The organism is Allobaileyella intestinalis (genome assembly GCF_009695865.1).
Taxonomy (GTDB): domain Bacteria; phylum Bacillota; class Clostridia; order Peptostreptococcales; family Anaerovoracaceae; genus Allobaileyella; species Allobaileyella intestinalis.
Genome location: NZ_VUNB01000001.1, coordinates 179455 through 197662 on the forward strand (window position 1 = coordinate 179455; position 18208 = coordinate 197662).

13 protein-coding genes are annotated in these 18208 nt (G+C 47.1%); 10 read left to right on the forward strand and 3 right to left on the reverse strand.

Features of this window, described 5'->3' with window-relative positions; translation table 11 throughout:
* Nucleotides 1-60: 60 nt before the first annotated feature.
* Complete coding sequence (gene buk / locus FYJ66_RS00815) at nt 61-1119, reverse strand: butyrate kinase (RefSeq protein ID WP_154571628.1); 1059 nt, start codon at nt 1117-1119, stop codon at nt 61-63.
* Between the two features lie 294 nt (nt 1120-1413).
* Here buk and mltG point away from each other — a divergent pair, with 294 nt between their 5' ends.
* From mltG to FYJ66_RS00840, 5 genes are all read left to right on the forward strand, one after another.
* A complete protein-coding gene (gene mltG / locus FYJ66_RS00820) occupies nt 1414-2484 on the forward strand; it encodes an endolytic transglycosylase MltG (protein WP_154571629.1) in 1071 nt (356 codons plus the stop codon).
* Nucleotides 2481-4874, forward strand: coding sequence for a peptidase U32 family protein (locus FYJ66_RS00825; RefSeq protein WP_154571630.1), 2394 nt, complete (start codon nt 2481-2483; stop codon nt 4872-4874). Before mltG ends, FYJ66_RS00825 begins: the two co-directional genes overlap by 4 nt.
* 133 nt (nt 4875-5007) lie before the next feature.
* Entirely contained in the window at nt 5008-5595 is a 588-nt protein-coding gene (locus FYJ66_RS00830; protein WP_154571631.1) for a GNAT family N-acetyltransferase, read from the forward strand.
* Nucleotides 5596-5662: 67 nt separating this feature from the next.
* A complete protein-coding gene (locus FYJ66_RS00835) occupies nt 5663-6046 on the forward strand; it encodes a VOC family protein (protein ID WP_154571632.1) in 384 nt (127 codons plus the stop codon).
* The gene (locus tag FYJ66_RS00840) at nt 6043-6753 is read left to right on the forward strand and encodes an MBL fold metallo-hydrolase (RefSeq protein ID WP_154571633.1); all 711 of its coding nucleotides are present in this window, start codon (nt 6043-6045) and stop codon (nt 6751-6753) included. The genes FYJ66_RS00835 and FYJ66_RS00840 overlap by 4 nt, the downstream gene beginning before the upstream one ends.
* On the opposite strand, the gene FYJ66_RS00845 is transcribed toward FYJ66_RS00840, so the two are convergent.
* Nucleotides 6645-7628 carry an AzlC family ABC transporter permease gene (locus tag FYJ66_RS00845; protein ID WP_206156938.1) on the reverse strand — a complete coding sequence of 328 codons (984 nt, stop codon included), beginning with the start codon at nt 7626-7628 and terminating at the stop codon, nt 6645-6647. The genes FYJ66_RS00840 and FYJ66_RS00845 overlap by 109 nt on opposite strands.
* Nucleotides 7629-10013, reverse strand: a complete 2385-nt coding sequence (locus FYJ66_RS00850) for a helix-hairpin-helix domain-containing protein (RefSeq protein ID WP_154571634.1) — start codon at nt 10011-10013, stop codon at nt 7629-7631. It lies immediately after the preceding gene.
* A 320-nt stretch (nt 10014-10333) separates the two neighbouring features.
* Between FYJ66_RS00850 and FYJ66_RS00855 the strand changes: the two genes are divergently transcribed.
* The 5 genes from FYJ66_RS00855 (at nt 10334) to FYJ66_RS00875 (ending at nt 17716) form a co-directional block, all read left to right on the forward strand.
* Nucleotides 10334-10891 (forward strand): hypothetical protein, encoded by a 558-nt coding sequence (locus FYJ66_RS00855; RefSeq protein ID WP_154571635.1) that lies wholly within the window; start codon nt 10334-10336, stop codon nt 10889-10891.
* Nucleotides 10892-10912: 21 nt separating this feature from the next.
* Nucleotides 10913-12556, forward strand: a complete 1644-nt coding sequence (locus FYJ66_RS00860; protein WP_154571636.1) for a GH3 domain-containing protein — start codon at nt 10913-10915, stop codon at nt 12554-12556.
* Nucleotides 12557-12560: 4 nt separating this feature from the next.
* Nucleotides 12561-15251 (forward strand): histidine kinase N-terminal 7TM domain-containing diguanylate cyclase/phosphohydrolase, encoded by a 2691-nt coding sequence (locus tag FYJ66_RS00865; protein WP_154571637.1) that lies wholly within the window; start codon nt 12561-12563, stop codon nt 15249-15251.
* Nucleotides 15252-15617: 366 nt separating this feature from the next.
* Complete coding sequence (locus FYJ66_RS00870; protein ID WP_154571638.1) at nt 15618-17006, forward strand: alanine/glycine:cation symporter family protein; 1389 nt, start codon at nt 15618-15620, stop codon at nt 17004-17006.
* Between the two features lie 278 nt (nt 17007-17284).
* Entirely contained in the window at nt 17285-17716 is a 432-nt protein-coding gene (locus tag FYJ66_RS00875) for an Hsp20/alpha crystallin family protein (protein WP_154571639.1), read from the forward strand.
* Nucleotides 17717-18208: the final 492 nt, after the last annotated feature.

Sequence of the window (18208 nt, forward strand, 5' to 3'; positions counted from 1 at the left end):
ATTGTAATCAACGAAAAAGGAGACGGCCGAGGCCGTCTCCTGATTGAACTCGTCGAGCTCTTATTCGTAGATCTTGTAGTCTCCGTTCTTCATTGCTCTGTAAGCGCCTGCAGCCAGTGCAGCCATCTCTTCCTCACCAGGGAATCTCATGATTGGGGCAATCTTGTTTACATAAGAGCTGATCTCATTACAGAATCTCTCACTGTAAGCCATTCCGCCTGTGTAAACAATAGCATCAACATCATAGTGAAGAACTGCAGCCATTGCGCCGATGTCCTTAGCCAGCTGATAAGCAATTGCTCTGAATGCTCCCAGGCACTCCTTGTCTCCCTCGTCGAATGCCTTGTTCTCAACTGTACGGAAGTCCTTTGTTCCTGTGTAGGAGAATACGCCGGCTTCGTGTCCGATGATCTTCTTAACCTCAGCCTTTGTCTTTCCAGAGAAGCAAAGGTCAACCAGTGCGTTTGCAGGCAGGTTTCCGCCTCTGTCCATTCCCATGGCACCGTCGTCCTTAACGTTGTTTACGTCAATTACTCTGCCATGCTTGTGAGCACCAACAGATACGCCGCCGCCCAGGTGAACTACGATCAGGTTAAGCTCCTCGTAAGCCTTGCCCAGCTCCTCAGCAGCCTTTCTTGCAACAGCCTTCTGGTTCAGAGGGTGGAAGAAACTCTGTCTCTCCATGCCCTTCAGTCCGGAGTAACGAGCAACATCTTCCAGCTCGTCAACACTTACAGGGTCAACGAAGAATGCAGGAATGCCTACCTTGTCGCCCAGCTCCTTAGCCAGGTAAGAACCCAGGTTAGCAGCATGCTCTCCGTAAGGAGGGTTCAGGATGTCTCTGATTACAGCATCGTTTACCTTGTATGTACCTGATGGAATGTGCTTCAGAAGTCCGCCTCTTCCGCAGATAGCATCAAAGTCCTCCAGCTTGTATCCCTTCTCCTCCAGAGTCTTCAGAATAACATCTCTTCTGAATGGCATCTGGTCAGGAATGCGGGCGTACTTATCCATCTCAGCTGCATCGTGGTCGATACCAACACGCATTACTTCCTTCAGATCCTCGTATACAGCGATTTTTGTGGAAGTTGCGCCTGGATTGATAATAAGAAATCTCATTGCAGTAAATTCTCCTTTCAATGGAAAAAATCTTCTCGTTCTGCGTCGGATGCCCCGATACCGGGGTGGATGTTTTGTCCAGGGAAGTTGACACAGAACCTTTACAATATCGTTAATTATACACTTAATGATTGTAAAAAGTAACAGAAACGGTTAAATCCGGAAAAATGCACGAAATCCAAAAGAATACCGGAGAAGCCTTTTGCCATAAAAGGCCGGTAACGTGATACAATAACAGAGAATTTTTGCCAATCTATAATATAGTAATCAAATGAAAATAACAGGAAAATCAAAGTGAATAAAGATCAAAATACATTAAAAACAAGAAAGACTGCCAAGGGCTTCTTCCAGAAGAATAAGCTCCTTTGGTTAATCGTAGCCCTTTTGGCCGTGATTTTTCTTCTGACCGCTTTCGGCATACCAGGTGGAAAAGGCCGCACTGTAAATGTGAAAAAAGGCTGGGGCACTGTGGAAGTTGCCGGAAATCTTGAGAAACAGGGCATAATAAGAAGTAAAACAGCTTTTGAAGCCCTTGCTGTAGTAACGGGATCAGACCGGAAGTGGAAGTATGGCTCCCACCACATTACAGGCAGGGGGTACATGGGAATAATAAGGGAATTGACCACGGCCCGTCCTGAGGGTATTAAAATCACCATCCCTGAAGGATATCAGGCGAAGCAGATCGGTTCCCTCCTTGAAGAAAAGGGGATATGCACCAGAGAAGCTTTTCTGGATGCCTGCGTTAACCACAGTTTTAACTACCCGTTTCTCAAGGGACTTCCCGTACACCAGCGCATAAGCGGCCTGGAAGGCTATCTTTTTCCAGATACTTACTACTTCAGTAAAAACACTGATCCGGATGTGATAATCAACGGGATGCTGAAACGTTTTGACCAGAAGGTGAATACAAAATCCGTAAAAAGCCGGGCCCAGGCCAGGGGATTGACTCTTGACCAGGTTGTAATCCTGGCATCGATGGTGGAGAGCGAGGCGCGAACAAGATCTGACCGGGACAAGGTGGCTGCCGTGTTCATGAACAGGCTGAAAAATCCTGAGGCCCGCCTGGGAAGCTGCGTTACGGTGGAATACGCCAAGGGAATGAAAAAAACAATCATTTCATATGAGGACACCCAGTTCGATTCCCCGTACAATACATATTTAAATCCGGGGCTTCCTTTTGGCCCCATCTGCTGCCCTGGAATGGACAGCATAAACGCAGTGCTGGACCACAAAGATACAACTTATTACTATTTCCAGTCAGACAAGTATGGAAACCTTCATTTTGCCACTACATATGAAGAACATCTGGCAAATCAGAAGAAGCTTCAGAAAGACTGGAAGACCGGGGAAGGAAAGAAAATATGAGTGCAAAAAAAACAGAACTTCTGGCGCCGGCTGGCGGGGTTCCACAGCTGGTGGCTGCAGTGGAAAATGGAGCGGATGCAGTTTACCTGGGTGGAGATCTGTTCAATGCCCGGATGAACGCCGGGAATTTTTCCATGGACCAGATAAGGAAGGCAGTTCTGTTTGCCCACAAGAGAAATGTGGACATTCACGTAACTATGAATACCCTTCTCAAAGACGATGAACTGGAACCGGCACTGGCCTATGCAGAAAAACTCTATGAGGCCGGTGTGGACGCGCTGATTGTTCAGGATCTGGGACTGGCGGGGATCCTCAGAAAAAATCTTCCTGAAATGGCTCTTCACATGTCTACCCAGGCCACCTGTTCAGATCTGAGAACCGTAAAAGCTGCCATGAATATGGGATATTCCAGAGTGGTTCTTGCCAGAGAACTCAGCTTAGAGGAGATTCGTGAAATCTGTGAGGTTGGGCCGGAAATAGAAGTTTTTGCCCACGGGGCTCTCTGCATATGCTACTCAGGTCAGTGCCAGCTCAGCAGATTTTACGGGGACAGAAGCGGAAACAGAGGCACCTGCGCCCAGCCATGCAGACTGGCCTATCAGACACTGACCAGCCAGGATGGCGATGAAAAAAAGAAGTTCATGGATTATCCCCTGAGTCCAAAAGACCTGTGCCTGGCAGACCACCTGGGAGAACTGGTGGAGGCAGGAGTCACTTCTTTCAAGATAGAAGGCCGGATGAAGTCGCCTGAATACGTTGGCACGGTTACAAGGATATACAGGAAGTATCTGGACAAGGCTCTGGATGGACAGCACTTGAGCCGTGGAATTTCGCCTGAGGACAGAATGGAATTGATGCAGATTTTCAACAGGGGAAACTTCACTGACGCATATCTGAAAGGAACTTCGGGGGAAGAGCTGATGTCCGGAACGATTCCGAAAAACCAGGGCATTTATATTGGCCGGGTTAAGAGAACCGTTCCAGGAAAAAAACTGGTCGAAATAGAGGTAAAAGATTCCCTGGATATCCAGGCACAGAACGGCCGGTCAGAGGGAAATAATCCTGTAACATGGCCGCTTCAGGTGGGAGACGGAATTGAGATCCGCACCAGGGACGGCAAAAGGGCCGGCGGCGTAATAAGCTACTGCCGGCTGCCTGAGTCAGGAAAAAATACAGGTTCACAGGAGAGACTGGTCCGCATAGGAGATATAAAGGACCCGGTGAGAGAAGGAGATTCTGTATACAGAACTTCTTCATCTGAACAGCTTAAGGTAATTGGCAGATCCTTCAAGGACAAGGACCTGGATAGTGGCCGGTATCTCCGCCAGTGTCCCGTAGACATGGTGCTTTCAGAGAAAAATGGAGTGCTGGAGCTGGAAATGATCCACTGCAGAGGAATACGAGCATCTGTTTCTTCTGGTCAGGAGAACTTTGAAAAAGGAAAAGAAGGTGATCTGGCTGCCAGATCCATAAAGGCTTTTGGGAAAACAGGAGGAACACCTTACAAACTGGGGAACTTCACATGCCTTGCCAGCGATGACCTGAAAGTCCCCATGTCCTTGTTGAACGGTCTCAGGAGAGACTGTATCTCTGCTCTTGATAAAGCCTTTGAAGATAAAATGAATGAAAGAGGGTCACAGTTAGAAATTGCCAGGAATTCCAGGAATTTTTCAATAAAATCAAATATTAATCATGAACCTGATGAAGCTCCTGGGACAGCAGAACTGTATTACTGGGACTGGGAGACTTTCTACAGCCATGCAGAAAAAAATACCGGGATGGTGATGGAAAAATACGGCCTTCCCGTAAGACACATAATTCCTGTAAATCTGTGGGAAGAAAACTTCAGCCAGCTGCCGGGAACAGAAGCTGACTGGGGAAATATCATACCGTATATTTCAAACGTTCCAAGGGGTAAAGAGAACCAATTCGTAGAAGATAATATAGAAAGTATCATCGGTCACCTTCGTATAAGAAAAAGCGGAATATACATTGGAACCCTTGGCTGGCTTGATTGTTTTAAGAAAGCGGGAATTACAATTTACGGAGATTACGGACTGAACGCATTTAATGAGGAAGAGGTGTTTTTCCTTAAGGAAATGGGAATGGATGAAGTAGCGCCGGGACTGGAAAATGCCAATCCATCATGGGGTGCATATCCTCTGATGACCATGGAACACCATGCTGAGGGAGAGGGCCTGAGAAGGAAAACCCCTATCAGGTCCAGAAAAACTCCAGATCTCAGAATAATCAGAAGATCACACAGTGACCAGACTCTGATAATACCGGATATAAAAGACATTCAACTTCCGCCGGCAGATGAGCTGGCAGTACCGGGATTTGACTCATTCAGAATTTATATGGCACCCGGCGTAGGGCTTACTGTCTAGGGGAAACTGACAGAGAATAACAGTAATTTTTACAATTCACAAAAGAGACCAGTTGAGTACTTTTTGTTTGAAAAAACGAAACAATTCTGACAGAATAAGGCTGAAGAGATATATAAATTAAGGGAGGGCGGAGATGATCACAACAGATAATCTGATAATCAGAAAGGCATCTTTTGCGGACTGTGATGATTTTGCCAGATGGGAATCCAGGGAAAATGTAATCCAGCACTTCTGCATTGACGGCAAGAGAGACCTGGATGCAGTAATAGACCAGTTCCACAAGGTTACCCACGATAATTCCAGAATGTGGCTGACTATCCTGGACAAAAAAACCAGAAACGCCATCGGAAGAGTGGGAATCACAAGCATTGATGAAATCAACGATTCCATGGATCTGACTATCATTTATATAGCAGATGAATCCATGAGAGGAAAGGGCTTGGGAAGTGAAGCAATTGAGGCCGTATTGGAGCTGGCCTTTACAAGATTTGGAATGCACAGAGTGTCCCTGGATTACTTCCTGGATGATGACATAGGAGCACACCTGTATTCTAAACTGGGATTCAGGAAGGAAGGAATAATGGTCAGAGCCGGGAAGCAGAACGGGCAGTACTACGACCTTCAGCTTATGGCAATCCTGAAGGAAGAGTGGGAGGCCCTTCATCCTGAAAAGGCTGGAAAAACCGTCGAAAACGTCAGCCCCCAGCCAATAGATTATTGATGACCCTGATTAAGCGCCTGCTTGCAGCAGCCGGTAAACCGGTTGTGATTATGAAAGAGAGAGAATAATGTTCACATTTAACCATTTTAATTTCAACGTTAAGGATCTGGAGAAAAGCCTTAAATTCTATAAAGAAGCACTTAGCCTGGAGCCTGTAAAAATCAACGATCAGCCTGATTTCACCCTGGTATATCTGGGTGATGGAAAAACAGGATTCCGCCTTGAGCTGACTTACCTGAAGGACAGGGAAGAAGCCTATGATCTGGGAGAACTGGAATACCACCTTGCCATTACGGCCAGTGATATGAAGGCCGCTCACGATCTTCACGAAAAAATGGGCTGCATTTGCTTCGAAAATCCAGCAATGGGAATTTACTTTATTGAAGATCCGGACGGTTACTGGATAGAGATTGTTCCTGACGGATCATATATGGCGGAGCACACAAAATGAAGCTGACATATATTTACCATAGCGGATTTTTCCTGGAACTGGAAAAAGTAAATCTCTTGTTCGACTATTACGAAGGCAGGCTTCCTGATCACGACTGCCGGAAGCCACTGGTGGTATTCGCAAGCCACAGCCATCCGGATCATTTTTCCAGGGAAATCTTCCAGCTGGCCGGAAATCAAAGCCAGGTGCATTACATCTTGTCCGACGACATCAACAGTGACCAGGTACCTGTTGAACTTCGAGACAGGTGCATCTTCATAGGGCCTTACCAGGAGGCTCAGCCGGAGATTCCGGCAGTGGACATGAGAATCTGCACCTTGAAGTCCAATGACGAGGGTGTGGCCTTTATGGTTGAGACTGAAGGAAAGAAAATCTACCATGCCGGTGATTTGAACAACTGGTGGTGGGATGATGGCACCCCTGAGGACAGGGACCTGGAAGCCCGGTACAGGGCAGAGCTGCAGCGCATAGATGGGGAAAACTTCAATGTGGCCTTCGTTCCGGTGGATCCGAGGATTACCGGATGGTGGAAGGGAATGGAGGACTTCCTGGATTACTGCACTGGAGATGTGCTGGTACCTATGCACGGCTTCGGAGATTACTCAATGGCCGGAAAACTGCGGGAGCGCATGGAGCGCCAGGGAAATGAAGAAAATAAAAAAAAGCTGCTGGATGTTTCACATCCGGGGCAGCAGTGGGAGCTGTAAGCTCCTTTTTTTTTTGATGGCCATGGGCCATAATCAATAAATATCAAATCCCGTGGAACTGTCATCTTTAGACGAACACGGCCTGGACCAGGAACATGTAGAGAATCGTTCCAAGGGCCATAGACAGCATCATGTTCTGTTTCCGGATGGCTTCCGCCATTTGTTTTGTCTTCAAGTTTTCTCCTGAGCAGTGTCAGGGCCAGCAGGACCAGCAAAAGAGCCGGAACGATAAAGTGATCTGCTCCGAATACCAGAAGGGCTGCAGCAGATGCCAGTATTCCGATGATCTCGCTGATGTGATCGCAGACAAATCCCTTTTTTTTCTTGCTGTCCTGGAGCCACTGGTTCATGAAGATGGTCACGAACATGGCGGTCATCACGAAGTCCAGTCCTTTTGTGTTGAAGGTGATGAAATTGCCGGCAAGGGCTCCAAGAGCGGCTCCGCACACCCAGTAGCACTGATCCAGCAGTGAGACCCAGAAGTAGAACCAGCCTCTGTCCACACCCTCAGGAATCTTTGCCACGTAGTTCACCGCAAAAGTCTCGTCGCTTGTGGTAAAAATGAGATAGAACTTCTTCCATCCTGTGTTTTTGTATTTATCCAGCATGGACAGCCCGTAAAACAGGTGGCGTGATCCTACAGCAATGGCCGTGATGAAGGCTGCAGCGGGGTTGAAAGACGAAATGAGTATTCCCGTCAGAAGGAACTCCATGGAGCCGGTGTAGACTACTGCTGCCGTTAGAACAGGTAAAAACGAGGGCATACCCTTGGAGACCATCAGGACTCCGTAGGTTATGCCCAGAAAAACATATCCCGCCATGACCGGCAGTGTAAGGGGAAAGGCTCTTTTCAGAGCAGCTGTTGGTGTATTCATCTAGTGTTTCTTTCCGAATTTCGCCAGAAGCTTTGCGTTGGCATCTGCCAGGCTGGAAGATCCCTGGTCATTATTGCTCTTCCTATGGCCGTTTCCGCCATTGCCGCCAGCGCTGCGGCCGCAGTTATTCCTTTTTCCGGATCCTCTGTTCTGACTTCTGCCCTGACCTCTGTTTCTATTCTTCCTCTCGGCCTCCCGCTGAGTGAGCTCCTCTGGAGAAAGGAGGCTCAGGCCCACGCGCTCCTTTTCCTTGTCAATCTCAACGACCCAGACCTTGATCACGTCGCCTACAGACAGGATGGTGGAAGGATCCTCTACTCTCTGTCGGCTCATGCGTGTGATGTGAACCAGTCCATCAGAATGAAGGCCGATGTCCACAAAGGCGCCGAAGGCCACCACGTTCCTCACCGTGCCGTAGAGTTCGTCTCCTATCTGAAGATCGTCGATCTCCAGGACGTCGCTCTTCAGAAGGGCTCCATCAAACTGATCTCTGTAGTCCCTGAGAGGGGTGCGGATGGCATCTTCAATGTCCTTAAGTGTGTAGCTGTCGATTCCCAGACCGCTCACAGCTTCCTCTGGGAAAACCGCATCTTCCTGGCCCAGACTCTGGATGCCGCAGGCTTTCATGACCTTGCGGGCGTCGTCATAGCTTTCAGGATGGATGGAAGTCTGGTCAAGAGGTTCGTCACCGTTGATAATCCGCAGGAATCCGGCACACTGGGTGAACGCCTTTGGACCAAGCTTCTTTACCTTGAGGAGCTGCTTTCTGTTGGTGAAGGCTCCGTTTTCGTTCCTGTAGTTTACGATCTCCTGGGCGATTCCCGCGTTCAGTCCGGAGATGTGCTTCAGAAGGGCAGGGGAGGCGGTGTTCAGATCTGCACCCACTCTGTTGACCACCTTCATGGTGGCTTCATCAAGCCTTTCCGTCAGAGCTTTCTCCGGCAGGTCGTGCTGGTACTGTCCCACGCCGATGGACCTTGGATCGATTTTTATCAGCTCAGGCAGGGGGTCCAGAAGGCGGCGGCCGATGCTGACAGCAGAACGCTCTTCAACTGGCATGTCCGGAAATTCCTTTCTGGCATCTTCCTGAGCACTCCATACAGAGGCACCTGCCTCGGAAACGATGGCATAGCTCAGATCCAGATCATTTTCTTTAATCAGGTCGGACACAAGACTCTCGCTTTCACGGGATGCAGTGCCGTTTCCGATGGCAACAATCTTTACATCGTATTTTCTGATGAGCTGAAGCAGCCTCTCCTTGCTGGATTCCAGGCCGCCCTTGCCCTTGAAAGGAAAAATCTTGTCAACTGTAAGCATCTTGCCGGTCTCGTCCAGAACAGCCAGCTTGCATCCGTTGGCGTAACCCGGGTCGAAGGCCAGAACCACACGGCCCTTAATTGGCGGCTGGGACAGGAGGCTTTCCAGGTTAGAGGAAAATACCTCGATGGAGCTGGCACAGGCTCTGTCCGTCAGGTCTCTTCGAATTTCGTTTTCTATGCTTGGAAAAAGAAGTCTCTTGCAGCCGTCTGCTGCGGCCCGGGAGATCTCTGTTACCGGTGAGATGGTGTCTTCATCTCCCGGGAAGGCAGGAAGCTCCAGGGAGTCTGGTGTGTATTGACCGAGAAGAGACTGGCAGGCCTTTAGAGACAGGCTGTCCCTGTCATAGGAAAAGGATACTGTAATAACCTTCTCCTTCTCAGCTCTGTTGATGGCCATGATCCTGTGATCTGCCAGAGATGTTACAGCCTCTGTCCGGTCGTAGTACATTTCGTAGGTCTTCTTCGGATCTTCAGCGTCTTTTTTCTTAGATGTGACCAGAGAGCCATGTTTGTTTATGTGTTCCTTGAAGCTCCACCTGAGTTTTGCGTCATCAGACACCTGCTCGGCGATAATGTCCTCTGCACCCTGGAGGGCTTCCTGCCAGGTTTCCACCTGGTCGCTGAGAAATTCTTCAGCTTTTGCTCTCACGTCTCCATATCTGCTTTGAGAAAGATCCAGAAGCCACTGAGCCAGGGGCTGAAGTCCCTTCTTTATAGCCATGCCGGCTCTGGTTTTCTTCTTTTCTTTGTATGGCCTGTAAAGATCTTCCACCTGAGAAAGTTTTGAGCAGGCCCTGATATCGGCCTCAATCTCCGGAGTGAGCTTTCCCTGCTGGCTGATAATCTCTATTACCGCATCTTTTCGCTCCTGAAGGTTGATTCCATATTTATATTGTTTTTCTATAAAAAGAATCTGCTCTTCATCCATGCCTCCCGTAGCTTCTTTACGGTAACGTGCGATGAAAGGAACTGTATTTCCCTCTTCCAGGAGAGCAAGAGTGCTGGAAGCTGCAGCCTCTGGCACCTTCAGTTCTTTTGAAATTTCACTGATCAGTTTGATGTCCATTTGACCTCTGTTTCGTTCTTATAAAAATAATGATAACGTATTTCTGCACGCTGCAGACATGGATATTATTTTATCCGCAGAAGGCCTCAGTTGCAAATAATCATGATGAAAGTATACCGAAAAGTACTGATAGATAGATGAGCATGTAAAAAGGCCATATAATGTATAAATACTAATTAAAATACAAAAAATGCCTGATTCATGTGCATAAATACCAATAAAAATGGTAGTTTTATAAATGTCAATCTTTCAAATTTTGAATATTTAGTTTAAAATGATTCCATTCATATAAGCAAAGGCGGTCTGTGGGGAGAATGGCGGTGAAATATCTTTATCTGACAGGAATGGCTTCGTTCCTTTTGTTTGTGATAAACGACATCAATCAGATCAGAGATAATAAGTCGGTTTTCAGACTCCTGTTTCCAGCAGGAGCTGCCAGCCTTTGTTATGTTTCCGTAAAAATAGGAATAATTTGGGGGAGCCCGGCAAGCCTTGGAAGTTTAAGGGGTCTGGCAGCTGTTGGAGCGTTGTTATCAGGAGGGCTGATGATTTACGCTCTTTTTTTCGCCATCCCGGCAGGAGAGGCGTATTTGAAAGGTTCCGGACAGAAACTGTGTACCAGCGGGCTATACGGAATATGCCGTCATCCCGGTGTATGGGGCTTCGGTGGAATTTATTTTTTTTCATCTATATGGCTTAAATCGGCAGAGGTGCTTTATGCAGGACTGATCTTCACAGCCTGCAACATTGCATATTCCTGGTTTCAGGATAAAAAAATATTTCCTCTATTGTTTGAGGGTTACGACGATTACAGGAAGACTGTTCCCTTCCTTATACCAGGAACAGGCCGCAAAAGGCAGGACGGTAATAGCAGATAACATCAGCTTTGGGAGAAAGAAATGAGAAGAGGAGATGACAATTCCAGCTTGAGATATGCAGACAAACTGGAAAAACAGCACGAACTGAATCTCTGGGGTGAATATTGCGGTTTTCTTGACCTGGATCCCGGCCGTTTTCAGATGATCCAGGAAAGGCTGATGGAAGAACAGATCAGTCTCTGGTCTGCCAGCGGACTGGGACAGAGCATACTCAGGGGAAAGAAACCCCGGACCATTCAGGAGTTCCGTAAAATGGTGCCTCTCACCAGATATGAGGATTATGCAGATATTCTCCTTAATCACAGAACTGATATGCTGCCAGCTCCGCCTGTAATATGGCTTGAAACCACCTGGGAAGGTGGCCGTCATCCCGTTAAGACTGCTCCTTATACAAAGGACATGATTGAGTCCATTGACAGGAACATGCTGGCCTTAATGACCATCGCCTCTTCTGATGAGCCAAATGAATCACTGCTGAGGGATGGAGACAGAATGCTTTTCGGCCTTGCTCCTCTGCCTTATGTTACAGGACTTTTTCCTCATATTCTCGAGAAGGAAATCGACTTTAATTTTCTTCCGCCGGTTCGTACGGCAAATGCCATGAGCTTTGGAAAGAGAAATAAAGAAGGCTTCAGAATGGGGCTGGAATCTGGTATTGATGGTTTTTTCGGCATGACCAGCGTCATAGCCTACATGACGGAGTCCTTCAGCAAAGCCTCTGAAGGCAGCAGCGGAGGCTCATCTGCTGTCAGGAAGCTGTTTTCCATGTCTCCTTCCATGGCTCTCAGGTTTATCAGAGCCAGGAAGGTTTGTCAGAAGGAAAACAGGCCTATGGTACCTGGAGATATTTTTGACTTGAAGGCCCTTGTATGCGCAGGTACAGATACAAGGTGCTACAAGGAGTTTCTGGAAAAAACATGGGGAAAGACTCCTCACGAGATCTTCGCAGGCACGGAAATGTCCCTGCTCTGCACCGAAACATATTCTCACCACGGAATGGTCTTTTTCCCGGACAGCTGCTTCCCGGAATTCATCACAGAGGAAGATTCCCTGCGCTCACAGAGAGAACCCGGCTATGAGCCTGAGACCCTTCTGCTAAGTGAACTGAAGGAAGGTCACAACTATGAACTGGTGATTACCAGCCTGAAGGGGGGCGCCTTCGCCAGATACAGGGTAGGGGACATGTTCAGGGCTGTCCGCATGAACGGGGACAATACTACAAAACTCCCTCTGGTTCAGTACATAGACCGGGTGAACAATGTTATAGATATTGCCGGATTTACAAGGATTACGGAAAATTCCATTGGAGACGCCATCAGGCTCTCCCGTCTTCCTGTGGTCCACTGCACTGCAGCAAAGGAGTGGGTTGATGGGAAAAAGCCATTCCTTCATCTTTATCTGGAAATCGATCCGGCTTCGGTGGATTCGGCTGCCATCAGTGCTCAGGTACTGAGAGAGCATCTGAAGGTATATTTTAAATTCATGGACACAGACTACGACGACCTGGAGAAAATGCTGGGAATTGATCCTCTGAAAATAACACTTCTCAAGTGCGGCTCTTTTAATCAGATAATCAAGGAAACAGGCAGGGAAATTCCTGCCATCAATCCGGGAAAACATCTGATCAACAAACTGGTTTCATTCGGCACTATGGGAGAAAGGTAAGATTATGACAAGGGTTCCATACATCTGGATCCCGGGCATGGCGGTATTTATATATCTTTATCTTTTTATCGCATTCTGCTCGGCAGAAAAAAACAAAATACTAAAAGCGTTCATGAGGTATCTGATAGTTTTGATACTGTGGACCGGCGGATCAGCTCTTATGAGAGCGGAATTCTGGCCCGGGTATCTGTTCTGGTATCAGATATCTTTTCTTACCCTTCTGACGCTGCCCTTTACCTTTTATGATTTCGTTTATCATTATTCAGGAAAGGGACTGAAAAAATTCAACGCTGCCCTCAAGATATTATTGCCAGTCTATCTTTTCCTGGCTTACAAGCAGCTTTTCCTGAAAGTTCCGGAGAAGATGGTAAGCAGCGGTGACCGGATAATATTCAGATACTATGCCGACTGGAAAATAGTATTTCCAGTTGTGTTATCCCTGATGCTGATTATTATCAGTATCGCAATTATGCTGAAATCCGTATCCGGGAAGGGTTCCAGATACAGGAAGGAATACCTGAGGAGCGAGGCAATACTCATTCTGGCCGGTGGATTCATTCTGGTAATCGGAAACGTACTGTCTGTACTGCCAGGGAATATTTTCCCCTTTGACACATTGGCTGGAATTATTAACGCTTCGCTGATATTCATGGCTCTGAAAAAAAGAAGAGCCTTCAAGCTGAGGCTTCTCTGGTCGCCGTCGGTGGTGATGTTCGGCACAGTAATTCTGTCCACAGCCATGATGTCCTGCGGGGTAAACAGCATCTTCGAATTTGTGAAAAAAATTGAAGGTAACAGTAAAACAAGCCTGGCCATTACCGGGATGATATTCGTACTAATCGTCTTTCTTGTGTCATATATTGCTTACCACGCAATAAGAAAAATCACTTTGAGAAAGGAACAGGCAGACAATGAAAGGTTCAGCCGGTTCAGCCAGGATATCTCCAGGAGCCTGGACGTTAACAAGATAATGGAGAAGACCTGCGATATTCTCCGGGAAAGCCTCGGGGTATGGAGAGTTTCTATTTTCCGCCTGGATCACGACGAAGGAAAGTATGTAATGGACTATGCCTCAAATCCCCTGGACAAAAGGAACATTTCCATTGAAGCAGACGCCCCTTATATCGAATATATTGCAAAGGGGGACGTGTGCCTCAGGCTAAGTGATTTCAAGCGTTCTGTGGCCTACAGATCCATGTGGACACAGGAAAAGGAAATGCTGGAGGAGCTGGGTGTGGAGTGCATAACAGCCCTCCGGAACAACGACGAGCTGGTAGGAATCATCCTGATCGGGAAGAAAAACAACGGAGCACCTTACTCCTATGACGACATATTATTCATAGAATCTGTACAATCAGTTGCCAGCATCGCCCTGAACAACGCAATACTTTACGGTGAAGCTCAGCGGCGGGCTGACATGGATCCTCAGCTGGACATGCTTAACAGAACTGCCTTCCTGCGAAACATGGAGGAAGCCATTGCCCAGTGCAGGGGAGATCAGCTGTCGTACATGGAAATAAGCGTTGACGACCTGCGCCTTTACAATGAGCTGTACGGAATGGCCCACGGTGACAAAGTCCTTCAGCTGGTTTCCACTATTATTAAAAAAACTGTTCCAAGAGGCGTATTCTGCGGCCGCCTGGCGGGGAAGGAGTTCGGCATCTGCATGCCCCACAGACCTCAGATGGAAGCTGTGAAGCTGGCTGAAAACATAAGAGAGCAACTGGACAGAAGTGATCCGGAGCAGGACGGAATCAAGAGGAAAAAAATCACCTTTACTGCAGGAATCTGTTCAATGCCTTACGGAGCAACTACCATGAAGGAGCTTCAGACAAATGTTAACATGGAGATCCATCATGGAAAGAAGCTGGGTAAAAACAGGATAATGACCTATAGTGACGGCATGGCAGATCTCACGGAGGAATCCTGGTTCAGGAACAGCAAAATCAATGGTGCTGCCGCTCCTGACCACGGGGTAAAAAAAGATGAACCGGGCGTTTTACCTGGTCAAAGGGGAGGGCGTTATTCTTCCCTGGCAGAAGGAAAAACTCAGGGGATTGACGCAAAATCTCAGCCTGCGAAAATTATTTTTTCCAGAGAATATGAAGAGGTTGCACCTACAATCTACGCTCTCACAGCTGCCATAGACGCCAAGGATCACTATACTTTCAACCACAGCAGGAACGTGGCAGTTTATGCCATGACTCTCTCCAGGCATCTTAACCTGTCAGCAGAGCATCAGGAGCTGATCTATGAGGCAGGACTGCTCCACGACATTGGAAAAATTGCCATCCCGGAGAGAATTCTTGGAAAACCCGGAAAACTGGATGATGAAGAATATGAGACCATGAAATCCCATGTCAACCATTCCATTGAGATTATCAGGCACCTGCCGAACCTGGACTATCTGATTCCGTCAGTAGTAGGTCATCACGAAAGGTGGGATGGTAAAGGTTATCCTAATGGACTGGCAGGGACGGACATTCCTGTTGGCGCCAGATGCCTGGCAATTGCAGATGCATTTGATGCCATGACATCGAAGAGATCCTATAAAGACGCCTTGTCGGTGGAATATGCGGCAGGAGAGATTTTGAGAAATGCGGGCACCCAGTTTGATCCGGACATGGCCCGGAAATTCGTGGCATTGATCAATGGGGGTGTAATATATCTGGAAATGGATGATGTGATTCAGTAGGAGGGGATCCGGTAGAAGGAAGACAAAATAATAACAGAATCATAGCCAAATCATAGCAAAATCATAGGGGAGAGAGCTGTAAGGTGCCGGAAGATGGCGCTGAAAAGGCTCTCTCTTTTGTTTTGCCTACAGAATGTTTGTGAAACAACATTAACATTATACGAAAAACTTATATCTATAAAACAAAAACTGTTGACAGGTATACATTGTACGTGGTATAGTACACAACATCAGGCTGTAGCCACCGGTGAAATACAGCAGATTTACTGGCGGTGAACACCCTGTATTTTTGTACGGTTTTTTTGCCCGGGTTTGGTCAGGTTATGGAGAGGGCAGAAATTATCAAGGGTTGGAGGATTCAGAATAATGAATTACATTGAAACAATTAATTCTTATGTTAACGGGTTTATCTGGGGTGTTCCCGCAATGATTTGTATCATCGGAGTAGGAATATACCTGAGCGTCCGTACCGGATTTTTACAGATAAGGAAATTCGGTTTTGCTTTCAGACACACGGCTGGTAAGATTTTCGACAAAACCGAGGCGGCAGATGGAGCGATAACTCCATTTCAGGCTCTCTGTACAGCCCTGGCCGGTACAGTTGGAACGGGTAATATAGCTGGTGTTGCTGGTGCCATTGCCCTTGGCGGCCCGGGAGCTGTTTTCTGGATGTGGATATCTGCCATTCTGGGCATGTGTACAAAGTTTGCTGAGGTAACACTGGCAGTTCATTTCAGGGAGAAAAACGCTCACGGCGACTGGGTTGGAGGGCCAATGTACTATATTAAGAACGGCCTTTCGAAAAAATGGCAGTTCCTGGCTGTACTGTTTTCAATCTTCGGAGCTGTTGCGGTCTTTGGTACGGGAAACGCCACCCAGGTAAACACAATAGTAACTGCACTGAATACAGCTTTCCTAAACTACGGTGTAATCAGCAATGGACAGGTTGGAACTTTCAATCTTGTTGCCGGAATCATCATTGCCATCTGTCTTGGATTAGTGCTTCTTGGAGGAATTAAGAGAATCGGAAGCTTCACAGAGAAGCTGGTTCCTTTCATGGCTCTCCTCTATGTGGCTCTGGGTCTGGGAGTAATAATCATAAATATTAAAAATGTGCCTGGGGTGTTTGCGTCCATATTTGAGGGAGCTTTTGCACCTAAGGCTGTTACAGGGGGAATCGTAGGCTCAATGTTCATGAGCATGAGAAGGGGAGTGTCCAGAGGAATATTCTCCAATGAGGCAGGACTGGGAACTGGATCAATCGCCCATGCCACTTCTCACACAAATGAGCCGGTAGAACAGGGACTCTTTGGTATTTTCGAAGTATTCACAGACACAATAGTAATCTGTACACTTACAGCATTAATCATCCTTTGCAGCGGAGTAACTGTTAATTACGGCCAGGCTGCCGGTGCGGAGCTTACAATCGCTGGTCTTACAGTTTCATATGGAAAATGGGTATCGGTATTCGCTGCTGTTGCTCTGGCATGTTTCGCTTTTTCCACTGCCATCGGCTGGGGACTCTACGGTTCCAGGTGCCTTGAGTTCCTTTTCGGAACTAAGATAATCAAGCCATTCCTTCTGGTTTATTCCATGGTAGCAATAGTAGGTGCAACAATGGATCTGGGATTCATCTGGGATATATCTGATACTTTTAACGGACTCATGCTGATTCCAAACCTCATTGCAGTATTCATGCTTTCAGGAACTGTAATCAAACTTACAAAAGACTATTTTCAGCGCCACAGAGACTAACCCTCTGTGGCCTTATTATTGAGTTCTATCTGGAGAAGATAATAAAAAAATTTTTAAAAAAATTAGCACTCACCACTTGACAGTGCTAACAAAAAGGACTATAACATAGTTGCGATCAGGAAAGGGGTCATGAGAGATGACAGGGCTTGGTCGTAAGGATCTGTTAAGTCTGATAAAAGGTCAGATGATCAGGATCCGGCCTTCGGTAAACCGGAACGAAAGGTTGACGGTATACTAGAAGAGCATGATTAAGATAAAATTTTTAAGGAGGCTATATTATGTTGTATCCAAGTGTATTCAGTAATGATTTTGCAGATGACTTTTTCAATGATTTCTTTGCAGCACCTATGAAGCGTGTAACATACGGAAGCAACAGCATGCGCACCGATATCAAGGAACTGGATGATTCTTATGAACTGGATGTTCAGCTTCCAGGCTACAATAAAGAAGATGTTGAGGTTGAGATCAAGAACGGTTATCTGACAGTAAGGGCTAACCACACAGAGAACACCGAGGACAAGGAAGACGGTAAGTACATCCGCAAGGAGTGTTACACAGGTTCCTGCGAGAGAAGCTATTACGTAGGAGACAAGCTTACATCAGATGATGTTAAAGCAAACTTTGCAAACGGCGTTCTGCAGCTGACAGTTCCTAAGGAAGACAAGCTGCCAGAGAGAGAACAGAAACAACTGGTTCAGATTGAAGGCTAGTTGATACTGGTTGGCAAAAAAATCCGGTGCCCGGCGAAACAAGGTACCAATCGGTGTCCGACGAAACAAGGTACCGGATATAGCAGGAAAAAGATTCTTCATAGACTAGTGAAGCTGCCGCGTTCTTATGGAATGCGGCAGCTTTTTTCATGTCTGTGACTTTAATGCTATTGAGGGATACTGGGGTAGGCAGGAGCAGTAGATGTTGCGATTATCAGTGTGAGTACTGCTCGGGTGAGAGGTCAGGAGCAGTAGAAATTGCAAAAATTAAGATGGGTACTGCTCAGGTGAGTGGGTATGAGCAGTACTGATGTGGAGCTCTCGGGATAGTACTGCTCAGAACAGCCTGCTGGAGCAGTAGAAGTTGCAAAAATCAAGATGAGTACTGCTCGGATGAGTGGGCAGGAGCAGTACTGATGTGGAGCTCTTGGGATAGTACTGCTCAGGTGAGTGGGTATGAGCAGTACTGATGTGGAATCCTCGGGATAGTAC